Raw genomic sequence first — 18,199 nt, 5'->3', positions numbered from 1 at the left:
CGCCAGGCGAGAGGGAGAAGCCGGATGACCGAGACACCTGGACTGACACCTGGACAGACCCCGAACCGTGACGGCGAACGCCAGCAGGCGATCCTGTCGGCCAAGAACGAGCGGCTCGCGGAGGCGCTGCGTGCGGCGCGGGACCAGATCATCGACCTCAAGCGTCAGATCGACGAGCTCGCCAAGCCGCCCGGGACGTACGCGGTCTTCCTCGGGGCCCACCCGGACGGGACGGTCGACGTCTCCGCCGCGGGCCGCAAGATGCACGTGGGCGCGAGCCCCAGCCTCGACCTGTCGACGCTGCACCCCGGCCAGGAGGTCAAGCTCAACGAGGCCATGACCGTGGTCTCGGCGGGCGGCTACGAGCAGGTCGGGGAGCTCGTGACCGTCAAGGAGCTCCTGGGCTCGGACCGTGCACTCGTCGTCGGGCGCTCGGACGAGGAGCGCGTGGTCCGTCTCGCGGGCTCGCTCGCCGACGCGCCCCTGCGCATCGGCGACTCGCTCACGATCGACACGCGCAGCGGCTTCGTGTTCGAGATCGTGCCCAAGTCCGAGGTCGAGGAGCTGGTCCTCGAGGAGGTCCCGGACATCGACTACTCGGACATCGGCGGCCTGGGCCCGCAGATCGAGCAGATCCGCGACGCGGTCGAGCTGCCGTTCAGCCACCCGGACCTGTTCCGCGAGCACGGGCTGCGCCCGCCCAAGGGCGTCCTGCTGTACGGGCCTCCCGGGTGCGGCAAGACGCTCATCGCCAAGGCCGTGGCCAACTCGCTCGCGCACACGGTCGCCAAGGCGCGGGCCGCGGCGGGCGAGCTAGCGGGCGAGGAGGTCGCCTCGGACCCGGACGGCGCCAAGAGCTACTTCCTCAATGTCAAGGGCCCCGAGCTGCTCAACAAGTACGTGGGGGAGACCGAGCGCCACATCCGGCTGATCTTCGCCCGCGCCCGGGAGAAGGCCTCGCAGGGCACGCCCGTCGTGGTCTTCTTCGACGAGATGGAGTCGCTGTTCCGCACGCGCGGCACCGGGCTGTCCTCGGACGTCGAGACCACGATCGTGCCCCAGCTCCTGAGCGAGATCGACGGCGTCGAGCGCCTCGACAACGTGATCGTCATCGGCGCGTCCAACCGCGAGGACATGATCGACCCGGCGATCCTGCGGCCCGGTCGTCTCGACGTGAAGATCAAGATCGAGCGACCGGATGCGGAGGGCGCCAAGGAGATCTTCGCGAAGTACCTGACGACCGACCTGCCGATCCACCCCGAGGACCTCGCCGAGCACGGGGGCAGCGCCCAGGGGGCGATCGACGCCATGATCACGAGCGTGGTCGAGCGCATGTACTCCCAGGAGGACGAGAACCAGTTCCTCGAGGTCACGTACGCGAGCGGCGACAAGGAGGTCCTGTACTTCAAGGACTTCAACTCGGGGGCCATGATCCAGAACGTCGTGGACCGCGCCAAGAAGTCGGCGATCAAGGACCTCCTGGCGACCGGTCAGCGCGGCATCCGGGTCGAGCACCTGCTCGCGGCGTGCGTCGACGAGTTCAAGGAGAACGAGGACCTGCCGAACACCACCAACCCGGACGACTGGGCGCGCATCTCGGGCAAGAAGGGCGAGCGCATCGTCTTCATCCGCACGATCGTCCAGAAGAAGGGCGACGGGGCGGGGACCGTGGCGCGCACGATCGACACGGTCACGAGCACCGGGCAGTACCTGTAGACACGGGTGCCGGCGCGAGGCGCCACGCAGCACGCCCAGGCCCGACGGCGCAGCCCGCCGTCGGGCCTGGCGCGCGCCCGGGGTGGCGCACCCGGGGCGGCCCGGGTACGGCGGTCGCCGAGCCGTGGACAGCCCGCCCCGCCGTCGGGACCCCGGCATAGGGTGGTGCTCGTGACCGTGCGACGCGTGATGGGGATCGAGACCGAGTACGGCGTGCTGCAACCGGGGCGTCCGCAGGCGAACCCGATGCTCCTGTCGAGCCAGGTCGTGACCACCTACCGGGCGCTCGCGGCCCGCGCGGACGGAGCCCGCGGCAAGGCCCGCTGGGACTACGACGACGAGGACCCGCTCCAGGACGCCCGGGGCTTCCACCTCCAGCGCGCCGCGGCCCACCCCTCGCTGCTGACGGACGACCCGACCCGGCCCGCGCCGTCGGGCCCCGTGCCCCGGGACCCGGCGGGCGCCGCGTCGTTCCAGGAGGTCGCTCGGCCCACGCACGAGGACTACGACGACCCGAGCGCCGCGAACGTCATCCTGACGAACGGTGCGCGGCTGTACGTCGACCACGCGCACCCCGAGTACTCCTCGCCCGAGGTGACGAACCCGACCGACGCGGTCTGCTGGGACGTCGCGGGCGAGCGCATCATGCTCGCGGCCTCGCGCGAGCTGGGCGCCGTCCCGGGGTCGGAGGTCGCGCTCTACAAGAACAACGTCGACGGCAAGGGCGCGTCCTACGGCACGCACGAGAACTACCTCGTGGACCGGGCCGTGCCGTTCGCGACGCTCGTCGAGCTGCTCACGCCCTTCCTCGTGACACGTCAGGTGTTCACGGGCTCGGGTCGCGTCGGCCTGGGCTCCGTGGGCCAGGAGGCGGGCTTCCAGCTCTCGCAGCGGGCCGACTACATGGAGGCCGAGGTCGGCCTCGAGACGACCCTGCGCCGCCCCATCGTCAACACGCGCGACGAGCCGCACGCCGACCGCCAGCGCTGGCGCCGCCTGCACCTGATCATCGGGGACGCGAACCTGTTCGAGGTCGCGACCTACCTCAAGCTCGGCACAACGTCCCTCGTGCTGTTCGTGGTCGAGCAGCTCGACGCGCTCTCCGCGGTCGAGGGGGCCTCCGGTGCCTCGTTGCGCGCCGAGCTCGCAGCCCTGCGCCTGCACGACCCGGTGTCCGACGTGCAGAAGGTCAGCCGCGACCTCGACCTCACGGCGCCGCTCCTGCTCGCGGACGGGCGGCGCCTGACGGCGCTCGAGGTCCAGCGCGTCTATGCCGACGTGGCCCGCCGGGCCGCGGAGCACCTGGGGACGCTCGACGACGAGACCCGCGCCGTCCTGGACCGCTGGGACTCGGTCCTGTCCCGCCTCGGGACGGACCCGGCGTCCTGCGCCCGGGAGGTCGAGTGGGTCGCCAAGCTCCGTCTGCTCGACCGCCTGCGTCGGCGCGACCACCTCGACTGGGACCACCCGCGGCTCGCCGCGATGGACCTCCAGTGGTCCGACGTGCGCCCCGAGCGCAGCATCTACCACCGGCTGCTCGCGGCGGGGGCTGCCGAGCGGCTCGTCGACGAGCGCGCGGTCTCCCAGGCCGTCCACCACGCGCCCGAGGACACCCGGGCGTACTTCCGGGGAGAGGTCATGGCGCGGTTCGGCGACGAGGTCTCGGCCGCGAGCTGGGACTCGGTGATCTTCGACGTCGCGGGGGCCCCCTCGCTCCAGCGCGTCCCCATGCTCGACCCGCTGCGCGGGACCCGGGCGCACATCGGCGCGCTGCTCGAGGCGAGCAAGGACGCCGGGGCGCTGCTCACGGGCCTGTCCGGGACGTCCCGATGACTCGCGCCCACGGCGCGGTCCGGCGCGGACCCGGCCGGAGAGCCTAGGCTTCGAGAAGACGCGGTCCCCGTGCACTGCGGGTCCGCCGCATCAAGGCACGTCAGCACCGCACGTCAGCAGGATCGACACACCCAGGAGGCGAAGATGGCCCAGGAACGCACCAGCGCATCGCACGAGGACCGCCGTCCCGACGACGACGCGGCGCCCGCGCCCGTCGCCCCGCAGGCGCAGAGCCGGGACGCGGAGGTCGACTCGCTCCTGGAGGAGATCGACGAGGTCCTCGAGTCCAACGCCGAGTCCTTCGTCAGGGGCTTCGTCCAGAAGGGCGGCGAGTAGCCGAGAGGGGCCGGGAGCTGATGACCATGGACTTCTCCGGGCGTCTGCCGCACGCCTTCACCACCCCGGGCTCCTCGTCGTTCGTGGAGTTCCTCGCGAACCACGCCCCCGACCTCCTGCCGTCCCACCGGGCCGGCGCGGCCGGGGCCACGGGGCACGCCGCCGCCGGGTCGGGGGCCCAGCTCGCGCCCCACGCGACCACGATCGTCGCCCTGACCTTCGGGGACGCCGGGCCTGCGGGCTCGGGAGGTGAGGTCGGCGTGGTCATGGCGGGCGACCGCCGCGCCACGATGGGCTCGATGATCGCGAACCGCGAGATCGAGAAGGTCTTCCCTGCCGACGAGTTCTCCGCGGTGGGCATCGCGGGCACCGCCGGGATCGCCGTCGAGCTCGTGCGGCTCTTCCAGCTCGAGCTCGAGCACTACGAGAAGATCGAGGGCGCGCTGCTCTCGCTCGACGGCAAGGCGAACCGGCTCTCGACCATGATCCGCCAGAACCTCGGTCTCGCGATGCAGGGGCTGGCCGTGGTGCCGTTGTTCGCGGGCTACGACCTGGACCGCGGGACGGGCCGCATCTTCTCGTACGACGTCACGGGCGGGCGCTACGAGGAGCGGGACCACCACAGCGTGGGCTCGGGCTCGGTCTTCGCCCGCGGCTCGCTCAAGAAGCGCTGGCACCCGGGGCTCGACGCCCAGGCAGCGGTGCACGTCGCGGTCGAGGCGCTCTACGACGCGGCCGACGACGACTCGGCGACGGGCGGCCCCGACGCCGTCCGGCAGATCTGGCCCGTGGTCGTCACCGTGACGGCTGACGGGTACCGGCGCGTGCCCGACGACGAGCTCGCCGCGGTCGCCGCGCAGATCGTCACCGAGCGCACCGAGCAGGCCGACGGGAACCGCGCCGCGCGCCCCCGGGCGCCACGGACCGCAGGACAGGGAGGTGACGCACAGTGAGCATGCCGTTCTACGTCTCGCCCGAGCAGCTCATGAAGGACCGGGCGGACTTCGCGCGCAAGGGCATCGCCCGCGGCCGCTCGGTCGTCGTGCTCGCCTACGACCAGGGCATCGCGTTCGCGACGCACAACCCGTCGAGGTCGCTGCACAAGATCTCGGAGATCTACGACCGCATCGCGTTCGCGGCCGTGGGCAAGTACAACGAGTTCGAGAACCTGCGGGTCGCGGGCGTGCGCTACGCCGACCTGCGCGGCTACTCCTACGACCGGGCCGACGTCAACGCGCGGGGGCTCGCGAACGCCTACGCGCAGACGCTCGGCACGGTCTTCACGACCGAGTCCAAGCCGCTCGAGGTCGAGCTGGTCGTGGCCGAGGTGGGCCCGAGCCCCGCGCAGGACCAGATCTACCGCCTGTCCTACGACGGGTCGGTCGCGGACGAGACCGGGTTCGTCGTGATGGGCGGCCAGGCCGAGCAGCTCGGCCGAGACCTGGGCGAGGCGTGGCACCCCGGGATGACGCTGCCCGAGGTCTTGCGCCTCGCGGTGTCGACGCTCGGGGGTGCGGACGCGCGTGACGCCCCGGAGGGCGAGCAGGCCATCCCCGCGAGCCAGCTCGAGGTCGCGGTGCTCGACCGCACGCGCCCCCGGCGGGCGTTCCGCCGGTTGACCGGCACGGTGCTGTCCGGACTGCTCGAGCAGAAGCCAGAGGAGGCTCCGCATGGACCGTAGGATCTTCGGTCTCGAGACCGAGTACGGCGTGACGTGCGCGTCCGACGACGGGCGCGGGCTCTCCGCGGACGAGGTCGCGCGCTACCTGTTCCGCAAGGTCGTCGCGTGGGGCCGGTCGTCGAACGTGTTCCTGCGCAACGGGTCTCGCCTGTACCTCGACGTCGGGTCCCACCCCGAGTACGCGACGGCCGAGTGCGACGACGTACGCCAGCTCGTGGCCTACGACCGGGGCGGCGAACGCATCCTCGAGGGGCTCGTCGCGGACGCCCAGGAGAGGCTCGAGCACGAGGGCCTGCCCGGCCGGATCCACCTGTTCAAGAACAACACCGACTCGGCGGGCAACTCCTACGGCTGCCACGAGAACTACCTCGTGCGCCGCCAGGGGGACTTCTCCCGGCTCTCCGACGTGCTGGTGCCGTTCCTCATCACGCGCCAGGTGCTCACGGGGGCGGGCAAGATCCTCGCGACGCCGCGCGGGGCGATCTTCGCGCTGTCGCAGCGCGCGGACCACATCTGGGAGTCGGTCTCGAGCGCGACCACGCGCTCGCGCCCCATCATCAACACGCGCGACGAGCCCCACGCCGACGCCGAGCAGTACCGGCGCCTGCACGTGATCGTCGGGGACTCGTCCATGGCCGAGACCACGACCATGCTCAAGGTCGGGGCGACCGACCTGATCCTGCGCATGATCGAGGCCGGGGTGCCCATGCGGGACATGGCGCTCGAGAACCCCATCCGGTCGATCCGCGAGATCAGCCACGACATGACGGGCCGTCACCCCGTGCAGATGGCGAACGGGCGCACCGTGACCGCGGTGGACCTGCAGGGTGAGTACCTCCAGCGGGTCAAGGAGTACGTCGACGCGAACGAGACGCCCACGCCCGTCGTCAAGCAGGTCCTGGACCTGTGGGAGCGCGGGCTGCGGGCGCTGGAGACCGACGACCTCTCGCTCGTCGACCGCGAGCTCGACTGGGTCATCAAGCTCAAGATCCTGCGGCGCTACCAGGAGAAGCACGGACTGGAGCTCGACGACCCGCGCATCGCGCGGCTCGACCTCGCCTACCACGACATCTCGCGCACCGAGGGCCTGTACAACATGCTCGCGGCGCGCGGCATGGTCGAGCGGATCACGACCGACCTCGAGGTCTTCGAGTCCACGGCCGTCCCGCCCCAGACGACGCGCGCCAAGCTGCGGGGCGACTTCGTCCGCAAGGCGCAGGAGGCCCGGCGCGACTACACGGTCGACTGGGTGCACCTCAAGCTCAACGACCAGGCGCAGCGCACGGTGCTGTGCAAGGACCCGTTCCAGAACGTCGACGAGAGGGTCGAGCGGCTCATCGAGTCGATGTGACGAGCGGTCCGCCCGCGGGACGGACCGAGCACCGGCCGGGGAGCCTCCACCGTTAAGGTGGTGGCTCCCTGTCCCGTCCGCCCGAGGAGCGTCGTGCGTCGTGTGTCCCGCCGGTCTGCGGCCGTCGTCCTGGGCCTGCTGGTCGCGGTGTCCGCCGCCGGTTGCGCCGAACCGACGGGGAACGCGGCTCCCGCCCACACCGAGGTCACGGTCTCGGGTCTGCTCGGCGAGCCCCCCGTGGTCGCGTTCGACCAGCCGCTGACGATCCCCGAGACGCGGTCCGAGGTCCTCGTGCCCGGGACGGGCGAGGCCCTCGTCGAGGGACAGCCGGTGCTCCTGAACATGTACGCGGTCGACGGGCGCGACGGGTCGGTGATCCAGAGCACGTTCATCGACGCTCCCGCGCCGCACGAGCTCACCGACGAGGACCTCGGGTCGGCGGTCGTCGACGCGCTGGCGGGCCAGCGCGTCGGTGCCCGCGTCCTGTACCTCGAGGAGACGGACGACGTCCCGGTCGTGCTCGTGATCGACGTGCTGCCCTCCCGGGCGAGCGGGGAGGCGGTCGCGCCGGTCGAGGGGCTCCCGGTCGTGACGCTCGACGCCGAGGGCGCCCCGACGGTCGAGGTGCCTGCGGGCACGGCCCCGCCGGGCGACCTGATCGTCCAGCCTCTCGTGCGGGGCGGCGGCGTGCAGATCGAGGCGGGCCAGGTCATCACGGTCCGCTTCACGGGGGTCGCGTGGTCCACGGGCGAGGTCGTCGACTCGAACTGGACTCCCGGGGCCCTGCCCGCCTCGACCATGGTCGGCATCGGCCAGATCATCGAGGGGTGGGAGCAGGGCCTGCTCGAGCAGAGCGTCGGCAGCCAGGTGCTGCTGGTCGTCCCCCCGTCGCTCGCCTACGCGGGGACCGCCAAGCCGTACGCGGACGAGACCCTGGTCTACGTCGTGGACGTCCTGGACGCACACTTCCCGGTGGTCGACGAGACCCCGGGCTCCGAAGGTCAGACGGAAGGTCAATAGCTCATGTCGGTCACGGTCCGTGTCATCCCCTGCCTGGACGTCGACGCCGGTCGCGTCGTCAAGGGGGTCAACTTCGAGAACCTGCGGGACGCGGGCGACCCGGTCGAGCTCGCGGCCCGCTACGACGCCGAGGGGGCCGACGAGCTGACGTTCCTCGACGTCTCGGCGTCGTCGGGCAACCGCGAGACCACGTACGACGTGGTGCGGCGCACGGCCGAGCAGGTCTTCGTGCCGCTCACGGTCGGGGGCGGTGTGCGCACCACGGACGACGTGGACAAGCTGCTGCGCGCGGGCGCGGACAAGGTGGGCGTCAACACGGCCGCGATCGCCCGTCCCGAGCTCATCGCGGAGATCGCGGACCGGTTCGGCAGCCAGGTGCTCGTGCTCTCGGTCGACGCCCGTCGCGTGACCGGCGAGACCCGCACCGAGTCGGGCTACGAGGTGACCACGCACGGCGGCCGCCGCGGCACGGGCATCGACGCCGTCGAGTGGGCCGCGCGCGCGGCGCGGCTGGGGGCGGGGGAGATCCTGCTGAACTCGATGGACGCCGACGGCATGACGAGCGGGTTCGACCTGGAGATGTTCGCGGCCGTGCGCCCCGAGGTGAGCGTCCCGCTCATCGCGAGCGGAGGAGCGGGCACCCCGGAGCACTTCGCGCAGGCGGCTCAGGCAGGGGCCGACGCGGTCCTCGCGGCGAGCGTCTTCCACTTCCGGACGCTGACGATCGGCGACGTCAAGGCGCACATGCGCGAAGCGGGCGTCCTGGTCCGCTGAGGTCCGGTCGTGGGGCGCGCCGGGAGGTCCCGGCGCGCCCCACGCGCCCCCCGCACCCGGGGAGGCAGAACGAGCAGAGCGCCCGACGGCGTCACTCGCCCGAGCGCGGACCCGGCACCACGGCGTCGAGCGCCGCACGGTCGGCGACGTCGCCCTGGAGGGTCAGACCCGCGTGGAGGCCTCGGCCGAACGCGTGGAGCACGAGCTCGCCCACCTCGCCCGTGACGACCACCGTGCCGGGCAGACGGCCGTCGTCGGTCGGCCGTGTCGGCGGGGCCTTGACCGCGAGGCGCGGGCCGCCGGGCACCACGAGCACGACACCCACCGGGGACCGCCGGTAGAACAGGCGCGCGCCGCGCCGCAGCTGCGCCCACAGGGCGTCCTCGAGCCCGGGGGAGAGGTCGCGCGGCTGGTCGGCCGCAGCGCCGGCGCCTCCTGGGCCTCCGGCCCAGGTGCCCCGCCGCACGTCCTCGGTGTGCACGAAGTACTCGACGAGGTTCACGAGGTTCCCGGCCCACGACCACGGGCTCCACGAGGCGGGCGCCTGCTCGATGCGCGCGAGCAGCGCGGCGTACCCACCCGGTGCGAGCGCGGTCGCCGCGAGGTCCTGGAGCCTGGAGTCGGACCAGTCGTGCAGCGGGCCGCCGTTCGCGCCCGCCTGGGTCCAGGGCTGGTGCTCGCGCAGGATCATGTGTGCCGCGAGGTGACGTGTCTGCCACCCGTCGCACAGGGTCGGGGCGTCGGGGCCGGCCTGGGTGAGTGCGTGGACGAGGGAGGCGCGCTCGTGGGCGTGCCAGGCGGTGGGCTGCATCAGGCCATGCTCGCACGCGGGACGGAGTGTCCCGTGTGAGAAGATCGTGCCAACCCCCACGAAAGACGAGGATCGTCCGTGTCCGCGCGACGGAGCACCCCCACGAACACCACGCCTCGGACCCAGGACGCGCCCACCGGCGCAGCGCCCGGCCGTCCGGACGGCGCCAGCCCGCACCAGCCCTCCTCCACCGGCGGAGCCTCCCGTCCCGGCCGTGCGCCGTCCGCGGGACGTGGCGCAGCCGATGGACCAGGGACGTCCCCCGGGCCCGCAGCGCGCGAACGGCACGCCCTGACCGGCTCGCGGACCCGCCGCTCGCTCCAGCTCATGGGGCGCGGCATGCGGTCCGAGTGGCGCGTCTACGTCCTGGCGATCACGGCCTCCGCGCTGTTCGGCGCGACAACGGTCCTCATCAGCCTCGCGGTCGGCCGCGTGACGGACGAGGTCGTCGTCCCGGCGCTCGCAGGCGACGCGGACGCGCGCGACGACCTGTGGGTCGCGGGCCTCGTCCTGGTCGCGATCGCGCTCACGCTCGCGCTCACGGTCGCCGGCCGCCGCATCTTCGCGGGCTACGGCTACGCGAACATCCAGGCCGGGCACCGCACCGCGGTCACGCACCAGTACCTGCGCCTGCCCATGTCGTGGCACCGGGCGCACCCGGCGGGCCAGCTGCTGTCGAACGCGAACTCCGACGTCGAGGCGGCCACGGGCGTCTTCAACCCGCTGCCCTTCGCGCTCGGCGTGGTCGTGATGATCGGCGTGTCGGCGGTCATGCTCTTCCGCATCGACGTGTGGCTCGCGTGCGCCGCTCTGGTCGTGATCCCGCTCGCGATCGTGGTCAACGTCGTGTTCCAGAAGTACATGTCGCCCGCGATCACGCACGCGCAGCAGCTGCGGGCCGAGGTCTCGGACGTCGCGCACGAGAGCTTCGAGGCCGCCCTGCTCGTCAAGTCGCTCGGCACCGAGGCCCGCGAGGAGCAGCGCTTCGCCGCGCGGACCGACGAGCTGCGGGCCGCCAACGTCCGGGTGGGCGTCGTGCGGGCGTTCTTCGACCCGGTCATCGAGCTCCTGCCCTCGCTCGGCACGCTCCTGGTGCTGGGCGTGGGGGCCGCGCGCGTCGCGGCCGGTGCGGTCGACACGGGCGAGGTCGTGACGGCCGCCTACCTGCTGACCATCATGGCCGTCCCGGTCCGTGCGTTCGGCTGGGTCCTGGGCGAGCTGCCGCGCGCGCTCGTCGGCTACGAGCGCATCGCGAGCGTGCTCGACGCGCCGGGCATCCCGGTCGCGGGCGAGCAGCGGCTGCCCGCCGCGACGGGCGGTGCCGCGGTGCGGTTCGAGGGCGTGGGCGTCGACGTGCGAGCGGGGGGCCGCGACGTCACGCTGCTCGACGACATCGAGCTCGACCTGGCCCCGGGCCGCACGGTCGCGGTCGTCGGGCCCACGGGCGCGGGCAAGACCACGCTCGTCTCGCTCCTGGCGCGCCTGTCCGACCCCACGCGCGGCCGGGTGCTCATCGACGGCGTGGACGTGCGCGAGGCGCTCGCGTCCGACCTGACGGGTCAGGTCGCGCTCGTCGCGCAGTCGACCTTCATCTTCGAGGACACGGTGCGTTCCAACGTGACGCTCGCGGACCAGGGCGAGGGCCCCACCGACGAGCAGGTGTGGGACGCGCTGCGCCTGGCCAAGGTCGACGACGTCGTCTCCCGCCTGCCCGGTGGTCTCGACTCGCCCCTGGGCGAGCGCGGCTCGAACCTGTCGGGCGGGCAGCGTCAGCGGCTCGCGATCGCGCGCGCCCTGGTGCGCTCCCCGCGCCTGCTGGTGCTCGACGACGCGACCTCCGCCGTCGACCCGCGCGTGGAGCAGCAGATCCTCGCGGGCCTGCGCGGCGAGGGCCCTACGGCTCAGGGCCCGACGGCGGAGCACCCCACGGTCGTCATGGTCGCCTACCGCATGTCGAGCGTCGCGCTCGCGGACCAGGTCGTCCACGTCGAGTCGGGGCGCGTGGTCGACGTCGGGACGCACACCGAGCTGCTCGCCCGCGACGCGGGCTACCGGGAGCTCGCCACGGCCTACCAGCGCGAGGCCGAGCGCCGGGCCGAGGCCGAGGCGGAGGAGCTCGACGGGCCGGACGGGCTCGACGGGACGGCGAGCCGCGGCGACCGGGAGGACGTCGAACGCCGTGAGCAGGAAGAGACCGACGAGATCGTGCGCCACGCCGAGGAAGGGACCGTGACCGAGTGAGCACCACCACCACACCCACGTCGGCTCGCGGCCGCCGCCGCGGGGCCAAGGCCAAGCCCGAGGTCGTCGTCGAGGACGCGACCGGCGCCCGGATCGCCTCGGCGAGCTCGCTGGGCGTCTTCGCGACCCTGCGCAAGGGCGTCCAGATGTCGCCAGAGATCCTCGTGGGCATCTGGGGAACGCTGCTCCTGGCCGTCGTCGCGGCCCTCGGGCGGATCGTCGTCCCCATCACCGTCCAGCAGACGGTCGACAGCGGCATCATGGCCCCGGGTGGTCCCGACACGAGCCGGGTGGCGCTGCTGGTCGGTGCCGCCGCGCTCGTCCTGGTGGTCGCGGGGCTGTGCTCGGCGCTCGTCAACGTCCGGCTCTTCCGCTCGACCGAGGCGGGGCTCGCGAGCCTGCGCGTGCGGGCCTTCCGGCACGTGCACGACCTCTCGGTCCTCACGCAGAGCACCGAGCGTCGCGGGGCCCTGGTCTCGCGCGTCACGAGCGACGTCGACACCATCTCGCTGTTCGTCCAGTGGGGCGGCATCATGCTGCTCGTCTCGGTGCTGCAGATCGGTGCCGCGACGCTCCTCATGGCGTTCTACTCGTGGCAGCTCACGCTGCTCGTGTGGGCCTGCTTCGTGCCGCTCTTCCTGATCCTCCGCCCCGCCCAGGGCCGCGTCAACGGCGCCTACACGGCGCTGCGCGAGCGCGTCGGCGCGATGCTCGGGGCCATCTCCGAGTCGGTCGTGGGTGCCGAGACGATCCGCGCGTACGGCGTCGGGGAGCGCACCGCGCGCCGCGTGGACGCCGCGGTCGAGAGCACGCGCAAGGGCATGGTCCGCGCGCAGGTGCTCGTCTCGACGGTCTTCTCGAGCGGCGTGCTCGTCGCGAACCTCGTGCTGGCCGTCGTGGTGGTCGTCGGCACGCTGCTCGGCATCGACGGGTCCATCACCGCGGGTCAGCTGCTCGCGTTCCTCTTCCTGGTCCAGCTCTTCACGGGGCCGGTGCAGATGGCCACCGAGATCCTCAACGAGCTGCAGAACGCCGTCGCGGGCTGGCGTCGCGTGCTGGCCGTCGTCGAGACTCCCGTCCAGGTGGTCGACAAGGGCGCCCAGGGCGTGCGTTCTCCCCGGGGCCCCGCGCACGTGCGGCTCGAGGACGTCCGGTTCGCCTACCCCGACGGCCCCGAGGTGCTGCACGGCGTGGACCTCGACTTCCCGGCCCGTACCTCGGTCGCGGTCGTGGGCGCGACGGGCTCGGGCAAGACGACGATCGCCAAGCTCGTCACCCGGCTCATGGACCCCACGTCCGGCGCGGTCCGGCTCGACGGGGTGGACCTGCGCGACCTGTCGGCGGCGAGCCTGCGCGAGCGCGTGGTCCTCGTCCCGCAGGAGGGGTTCCTGTTCGACGGGACGCTCGCCGAGAACATCGCCTACGGCGTGCGGGACACGTCGGCAGGTGCCCCGGGTGCCCCGGACGAGGCGGGCACGGGCGAGACCCCGGCGCAGACCGCGGCCCGGCACGCGGACCGCATCGACGCCGCGGTCGCCGAGCTCGGCCTGACCGACTGGGTCGCGGACCTGCCGGACGGGCTGGGCTCCGCCGTCGGGCAGCGCGGTGAGGCTCTGTCCGCGGGCGAGCGACAGCTCGTCGCGATCGCCCGTGCGTACCTCGCCGAGGCCGACCTGCTGGTCCTCGACGAGGCGACGTCCGCGGTCGACCCCGCGACCGAGGTGCGTATCGCCCGAGCCCTCGACTCGCTGACCGCAGGACGCAGCACCATCACGATCGCGCACCGGCTCTCGACCGCCGAGGCCGCGGACCTCGTCGTGGTCGTCGACGCGGGCCACGTGGTCGAGGTCGGGCCGCACGCCGAGCTCGCGGCCGCGGGCGGCGTCTACGCCTCGATGCACGCGTCCTGGGTCGCGCAGACCCGATGACCGAGCAGCGGGGCGAGCGGGCCCCCGACGGGGACGGTCCCGGCGGACGGACGGCCTCCCGGGCAGCCCGGACCGCTGAGCGGGACGGGGACCCGGGGACCCTGGGGATCTGGCAGGATTCTCGGGTGCCCCATAACACCGCCCAGCCCGTCCCCGCAGACCAGCCCCTCGCCGCCGAGGGGGCCCGCGACGTCGCCGACACGCTGCCCGCACCGCTCGCCGCCCGTCTCAAGCGGGACGCGGACGGGCTGGTCGCCGCGATCGTCCAGCAGCACGACACGGGCGAGGTGCTCATGCTCGGCTGGATGGACGACGAGGCGCTGCGCCGGACGCTGACGACGGGACGCGTGACCTTCTGGTCGCGCTCGCGGCAGGAGTACTGGCGCAAGGGCGACACGTCGGGCCACGCGCAGTGGGTCAAGTCCGTCGCGATCGACTGCGACGGTGACGCGCTCCTGGTCCGTGCCGACCAGGTGGGCGCGGCCTGCCACACGGGCGCCCGCACGTGCTTCGAGGCCGGCGGCGACCTGGGCGCTGCGGTGGGCCACCGCCCCGAGAACGAGACCTCCGAGGAGAAGACGCTGTGACCGGCTCGACGCCCCCGATCGACCCGACCGCCCCCGTGGTCCCTGCGGCCGGCCTGCCCTGGGGCGAGACCTGGCCCGCGGTCGAGGGCTTCCGTGCGCTCGCGACCTCGCGTCGCGTGGTCCCGGTGGTGCGCCGCCTCCTGGCCGACGACGTCACGCCCGTGGGCCTGTACCGCACCCTCGCGCAGGGGCGGCCCGGGACGTTCGTGCTGGAGTCCGCCGAGGTCGACGGAAGCTGGGCGCGCTACTCGTTCGTGGGGGTCGCGTCGCGTGCGACGCTCACGGCCCGCGACGGCCAGGCCGTCTGGACCGGAGACGTGCCCGCGGGCGTCCCGACCACGGGCGACGTCGTGGACGTGCTCGAGCGGACGCTCGACGCGCTGCGCACCCCCGCGATCGACGGGCTGCCGCCCCTGACCGGCGGACTCGCGGGTGCGCTGGGGTGGGACGTCGTGCGTCACTGGGAGCCCACGCTGCCCGCGAACGCACCCGACGAGCTGGGCGTGCCCGAGGTCACGCTGTGCCTCGCGACCGACCTCGCGGTCGTGGACCACCGCGAGGGCAGCGTGTGGCTCGTGGCCAACGCGATCAACTTCGACGACACCGACGAGCGCGTCGACGAGGCGTACGCCGACGCGGTCTCGCGCCTCGACCGCATGCAGCGCGAGCTCGTGGCGGGGACCGGGGGAGGATCGTCGGCCGCGGTGGTCGCGGACGTCGCCGAGCCGGAGCTCGAGTTCCGCTCGACGCGCGAGGAGTTCGAGACCGCGGTGCTCGCGGGCAAGGACGCGATCCGTGACGGCGAGGTCTTCCAGATCGTGATCTCGCAGCGGCTCGACCTGGACTGCCCGGCCTCGCCGCTCGACGTCTACCGGGCCCTGCGGACCATCAACCCGAGCCCGTACATGTACTACTTCCAGCTCACGGACGCCGACGGCTCGGACTTCGCGGTGGTCGGCTCGAGCCCCGAGACGCTCGTCAAGGTCGACGACGGGCACGTGGTCACGTTCCCGATCGCGGGGTCGCGCCCGCGCGGTGCCACGCCCGAGCAGGACGTCGCGCTGGGGGAGGAGCTCCTCGCGGACCCCAAGGAGCGTGCCGAGCACCTCATGCTCGTCGACCTCTCGCGCAACGACCTGGTGAAGGTCTGCGAGCCGGCCTCGGTCGAGGTCGTCGAGTTCATGGTGACCAAGCGCTTCAGCCACATCATGCACCTGTGCTCGACCGTGGTCGGGACGCTGCGTCAGGGAGCCAGGGCGCTCGACGTGCTGCGCGCGACGTTCCCCGCGGGCACGCTCTCGGGCGCGCCCAAGCCCCGGGCCATCGCCCTGATCGACGAGCTCGAGCCCGCCTCGCGCGGGATCTACGGCGGGACGGTCGGCTACTTCGACTTCGACGGCAACATGGACATGGCGATCGCGATCCGCACCGCCCTGATCCGCGACGGACGTGCGAGCGTCCAGGCCGGGGGTGGGATCGTGGCCGACTCGGTGCCCGCGCTCGAGTACGAGGAGTCGCGCAACAAGGCCGCCGCGGCGGTCCGAGCCGTCCAGCTGGCCGCTCGGCTGCGGAGCCTGGCGTGAGCGGCCCCGGAGCGACCGTGCCCGCCGCCCAGCCGGCCGCAGGGGCGGCCCGGACGCCCCGCTCGTGGCGGCTCGCCCGCCGCAGCGCGATCCTGCTGCTGCTCGTGCTCGGTGCCGGCGCCCTCGCGGCGGCCGCCCCGACGTGGCTGCGCACCTCGGGGGCGACGGCCCTCGACGCCGACGTCCAGGTGCACGTCACCGGGACCACGGCGGCGCCGGGAGTGGGCGCGGGGGCCCTGGTCGTCGTGGCCGCCGCCCTGGCGCTGGGACTCGTGGGCCGGGTCGGGCGCTGGGTCGTCCTGGTCGTGGCCGCAGCGAGCGGCGTCGTCGTGAGCGCGTCGGCCGCCGCGATCCTGCGCGACCCCGTGCCCGCAGCGACGTCGGCGGTCGCCGAGGCGACCGGCGTCACCGAGATGACGAGCGCCGTGACGCTCACGCCCTGGCCCGCGGTGGCGCTGGCGGTCGGCGTGCTGGTGGTCCTCGCGGCCGTGTGGGCCGCGGTCTCCTCGCCCACGTGGGGGCGCGTGTCCGCGCGCCACGAGATCGTCCGGCCCGACGCCGGGACGCCCGTCGACGGACCCGCGGCGTCCGCCGTCGCGGCCGGGACGGGCACCCCCTCGAGCCCCGCGACGACGGCCTCGGCGGCCCAGGCGGCAGGGCGCACCGAGGTGGCACCCGCCGACGAGCCCGACGAGCAGGAGACGTGGGACTCGTTGACCCGCGGCGAGGACCCCACAGACCGCTGAGCATCACCTCCCGTCCGCACGAACAGACCGACCGACGTCCGATAGGCTGGACGCACATCTTGACGAAAGGCACACCCCCCATGGCCGAGAAGACGCCGCAGACCACCGAGATCTCCTACCTGCCGCCGTCGGCACCTCCCACGAACCACGGTCACACCGTGGCGGCGTGGTTCACCATGATCGGCATCATCGTCGGTGCGGTCGTCGCCGGGGTCGCCGTGGCGATCGCCGCCGTGTGGATGTTCTGGGTCGGTATGGGTGTCGTCGCGCTCGCGCTCGTCGGCGGCCTGGTCCTGCGCAACATGGGCTACGGCCAGCCGAAGGCCGCTCAGAGCTGACGTCGCCTGGGCGAGAGCCCGGACCGTCGCCGCGCGCCGCGCACCCCCAGGGGTGCGGGGCGCGTGCCGTACCACCGGTAGACCCGGGCGCGACCCGGCCTTCCCAGCAGAGAGCAGACGTCCCATGAGCTATCCCCCCACCCCTCCGACGGACCCGTACCGTCCCGCCGGCGAGGAGCCCGAGGGAACGGGCCAGCAGGGCCCGGTACCTCCCGCGTACCCGGGCTACCCGCAGCAGAGCCCGTCTCCCTACGGCGCCCCGGCGCCCGGCACGCCGGACAGCGGGTACCCGCAGTACGGTGCGCCCGCGCAGCAGCCGCCCTACGCTGCCCCGCAGCAGCCGTACGGTGCACCTGGACAGCCGCCCTACGGCGCCACGCCGTACGGCGCCGCGCCGGTACCCGGCGGTGCCTACGGGTTCTTCCCCCGCAACGACCTGGGCATCTGGGCGTTCGTGCTGGGCATCGCGTCGATCGTCCTGTCCTGCGGATTCTTCACCGGGATCCCTGCGGTCATCGTCGGGAGCAAGGCCAAGCGGGCCGTGGCGGCGGGCGAGGCCAACAACGGTGGTCTTGCGCTCGCCGGAGTGATCCTCGGCTGGGTCGGGATCGTGCTCTCGGTCCTCGGCCTGATCCTCGTGATCGCGATCGTCGCCTCGCCCGACTTCCAGGCCGGCTTCCAGGAGGGGTACTACGGCTGAGCCGCGAGCGGCGGGCCCCGTGGGCGGTGAGCCCGCGGGGACGTCTGCCGTGCCCGTCGGCCGGTGGCGAGCCGGCGTAGCGCCGCTCGTCGCCGGTGGCGTCGTCGCGGGGGCGACCCTCGTCCTCGCGCTCGTGGACCCGCACGAGGGCGGCTATCCGCTGTGCCCCCTCCTGGCGCTCACGGGCTGGGCCTGCCCCGCGTGCGGGGGGCTGCGGGCCACCCACGACCTCGCGACGGGCGACATCGCCGGGGCCTGGGCCATGAACCCCCTGTGGGTGGTCGTCGTGCCGTTCCTCGTCGTGGCCTGGGTCCTGTGGCTGCGTCGAGCCTGGACCGGTACCCGTGCCCGAGCGGTGCCCGCGTGGGCGGGCGTCGCCGCCCTGGTGGTCCTGGTGGGCTTCGGCGTCGCGCGGAACATCCCCGCGATGGTGCCGTTCCTCGGGCCGTCCTGACAGGTCGTCAAGGGTCTGGCGCGCATCTCGCGGGGTGACACGTGTCCCTGGTCACTCTCGGGCGGCCCTACGATGGCAGGTATCTCCCTGTCAATGGTTC

The 18,199-nt window shown here is 73.3% G+C and carries 17 protein-coding genes; 16 read left to right on the top strand and 1 reads right to left on the bottom strand.

Annotated features, from left to right (window positions below):
• The first annotated feature begins 24 nt into the window (after window positions 1–24).
• The 8 genes from arc (at window position 25) to hisF (ending at window position 8,711) form a co-directional block, all read left to right on the top strand.
• On the top strand, window positions 25–1,716 hold the full coding sequence (gene arc, locus ASE15_RS18120) for a proteasome ATPase (protein WP_056764878.1): 1,692 nt from the start codon (window positions 25–27) through the stop codon (window positions 1,714–1,716).
• A 189-nt stretch (window positions 1,717–1,905) separates the two neighbouring features.
• Entirely contained in the window at window positions 1,906–3,549 is a 1,644-nt protein-coding gene (gene dop, locus ASE15_RS18115; RefSeq protein WP_056765017.1) for a depupylase/deamidase Dop, read from the top strand.
• 144 nt (window positions 3,550–3,693) lie between these two features.
• Window positions 3,694–3,885, top strand: coding sequence for a ubiquitin-like protein Pup (locus tag ASE15_RS18110; RefSeq protein ID WP_056764875.1), 192 nt, complete (start codon window positions 3,694–3,696; stop codon window positions 3,883–3,885).
• A 20-nt stretch (window positions 3,886–3,905) separates the two neighbouring features.
• Window positions 3,906–4,838, top strand: coding sequence for a proteasome subunit beta (gene prcB / locus ASE15_RS18105; protein WP_056764874.1), 933 nt, complete (start codon window positions 3,906–3,908; stop codon window positions 4,836–4,838).
• Window positions 4,835–5,566 (top strand): proteasome subunit alpha, encoded by a 732-nt coding sequence (gene prcA, locus ASE15_RS18100; RefSeq protein WP_056646918.1) that lies wholly within the window; start codon window positions 4,835–4,837, stop codon window positions 5,564–5,566. The genes prcB and prcA overlap by 4 nt, the downstream gene beginning before the upstream one ends.
• Entirely contained in the window at window positions 5,556–6,917 is a 1,362-nt protein-coding gene (gene pafA / locus ASE15_RS18095; RefSeq protein WP_056646915.1) for a Pup--protein ligase, read from the top strand. Before prcA ends, pafA begins: the two co-directional genes overlap by 11 nt.
• A 93-nt stretch (window positions 6,918–7,010) precedes the next feature.
• Window positions 7,011–7,937 (top strand): FKBP-type peptidyl-prolyl cis-trans isomerase, encoded by a 927-nt coding sequence (locus ASE15_RS18090; protein ID WP_235534543.1) that lies wholly within the window; start codon window positions 7,011–7,013, stop codon window positions 7,935–7,937.
• Between the two features lie 3 nt (window positions 7,938–7,940).
• Entirely contained in the window at window positions 7,941–8,711 is a 771-nt protein-coding gene (hisF, locus tag ASE15_RS18085) for an imidazole glycerol phosphate synthase subunit HisF (protein WP_056646912.1), read from the top strand.
• A 91-nt stretch (window positions 8,712–8,802) separates the two neighbouring features.
• Here hisF and ASE15_RS18080 read toward each other — a convergent pair whose 3' ends face one another.
• Window positions 8,803–9,522 carry a TIGR03085 family metal-binding protein gene (locus ASE15_RS18080; RefSeq protein WP_056764872.1) on the bottom strand — a complete coding sequence of 240 codons (720 nt, stop codon included), beginning with the start codon at window positions 9,520–9,522 and terminating at the stop codon, window positions 8,803–8,805.
• A gap of 339 nt (window positions 9,523–9,861) precedes the next feature.
• On the opposite strand from ASE15_RS18080, the gene ASE15_RS18075 reads away from it, so the two are divergent.
• The 8 genes from ASE15_RS18075 (at window position 9,862) to ASE15_RS18040 (ending at window position 18,099) form a co-directional block, all read left to right on the top strand.
• Window positions 9,862–11,763, top strand: a complete 1,902-nt coding sequence (locus ASE15_RS18075) for an ABC transporter ATP-binding protein (protein ID WP_235534542.1) — start codon at window positions 9,862–9,864, stop codon at window positions 11,761–11,763.
• A gap of 92 nt (window positions 11,764–11,855) precedes the next feature.
• Entirely contained in the window at window positions 11,856–13,691 is a 1,836-nt protein-coding gene (locus tag ASE15_RS18070) for an ABC transporter ATP-binding protein (protein WP_056647265.1), read from the top strand.
• A 203-nt stretch (window positions 13,692–13,894) separates the two neighbouring features.
• Entirely contained in the window at window positions 13,895–14,278 is a 384-nt protein-coding gene (gene hisI / locus ASE15_RS18065; RefSeq protein ID WP_056647261.1) for a phosphoribosyl-AMP cyclohydrolase, read from the top strand.
• Entirely contained in the window at window positions 14,275–15,861 is a 1,587-nt protein-coding gene (locus tag ASE15_RS18060; protein WP_369800643.1) for an anthranilate synthase component I, read from the top strand. The genes hisI and ASE15_RS18060 overlap by 4 nt, the downstream gene beginning before the upstream one ends.
• Window positions 15,858–16,607, top strand: a complete 750-nt coding sequence (locus ASE15_RS18055; RefSeq protein ID WP_056764870.1) for a Trp biosynthesis-associated membrane protein — start codon at window positions 15,858–15,860, stop codon at window positions 16,605–16,607. Before ASE15_RS18060 ends, ASE15_RS18055 begins: the two co-directional genes overlap by 4 nt.
• Before the next feature lie 80 nt (window positions 16,608–16,687).
• Window positions 16,688–16,945, top strand: a complete 258-nt coding sequence (locus tag ASE15_RS18050; RefSeq protein WP_056646903.1) for an HGxxPAAW family protein — start codon at window positions 16,688–16,690, stop codon at window positions 16,943–16,945.
• Window positions 16,946–17,069: 124 nt separating this feature from the next.
• Window positions 17,070–17,645 (top strand): DUF4190 domain-containing protein, encoded by a 576-nt coding sequence (locus tag ASE15_RS18045; protein ID WP_056764867.1) that lies wholly within the window; start codon window positions 17,070–17,072, stop codon window positions 17,643–17,645.
• A 49-nt stretch (window positions 17,646–17,694) separates the two neighbouring features.
• Window positions 17,695–18,099, top strand: coding sequence for a DUF2752 domain-containing protein (locus ASE15_RS18040; RefSeq protein WP_056765011.1), 405 nt, complete (start codon window positions 17,695–17,697; stop codon window positions 18,097–18,099).
• Window positions 18,100–18,199: the final 100 nt, after the last annotated feature.

Source organism: Oerskovia sp. Root22, assembly GCF_001429135.1.
Classification (GTDB): Bacteria; Actinomycetota; Actinomycetes; order Actinomycetales; family Cellulomonadaceae; genus Oerskovia; species Oerskovia enterophila.
The sequence above is the reverse complement of the archived record's forward strand: the minus strand, read 5'-3'. Positions and strand labels throughout refer to the sequence as shown.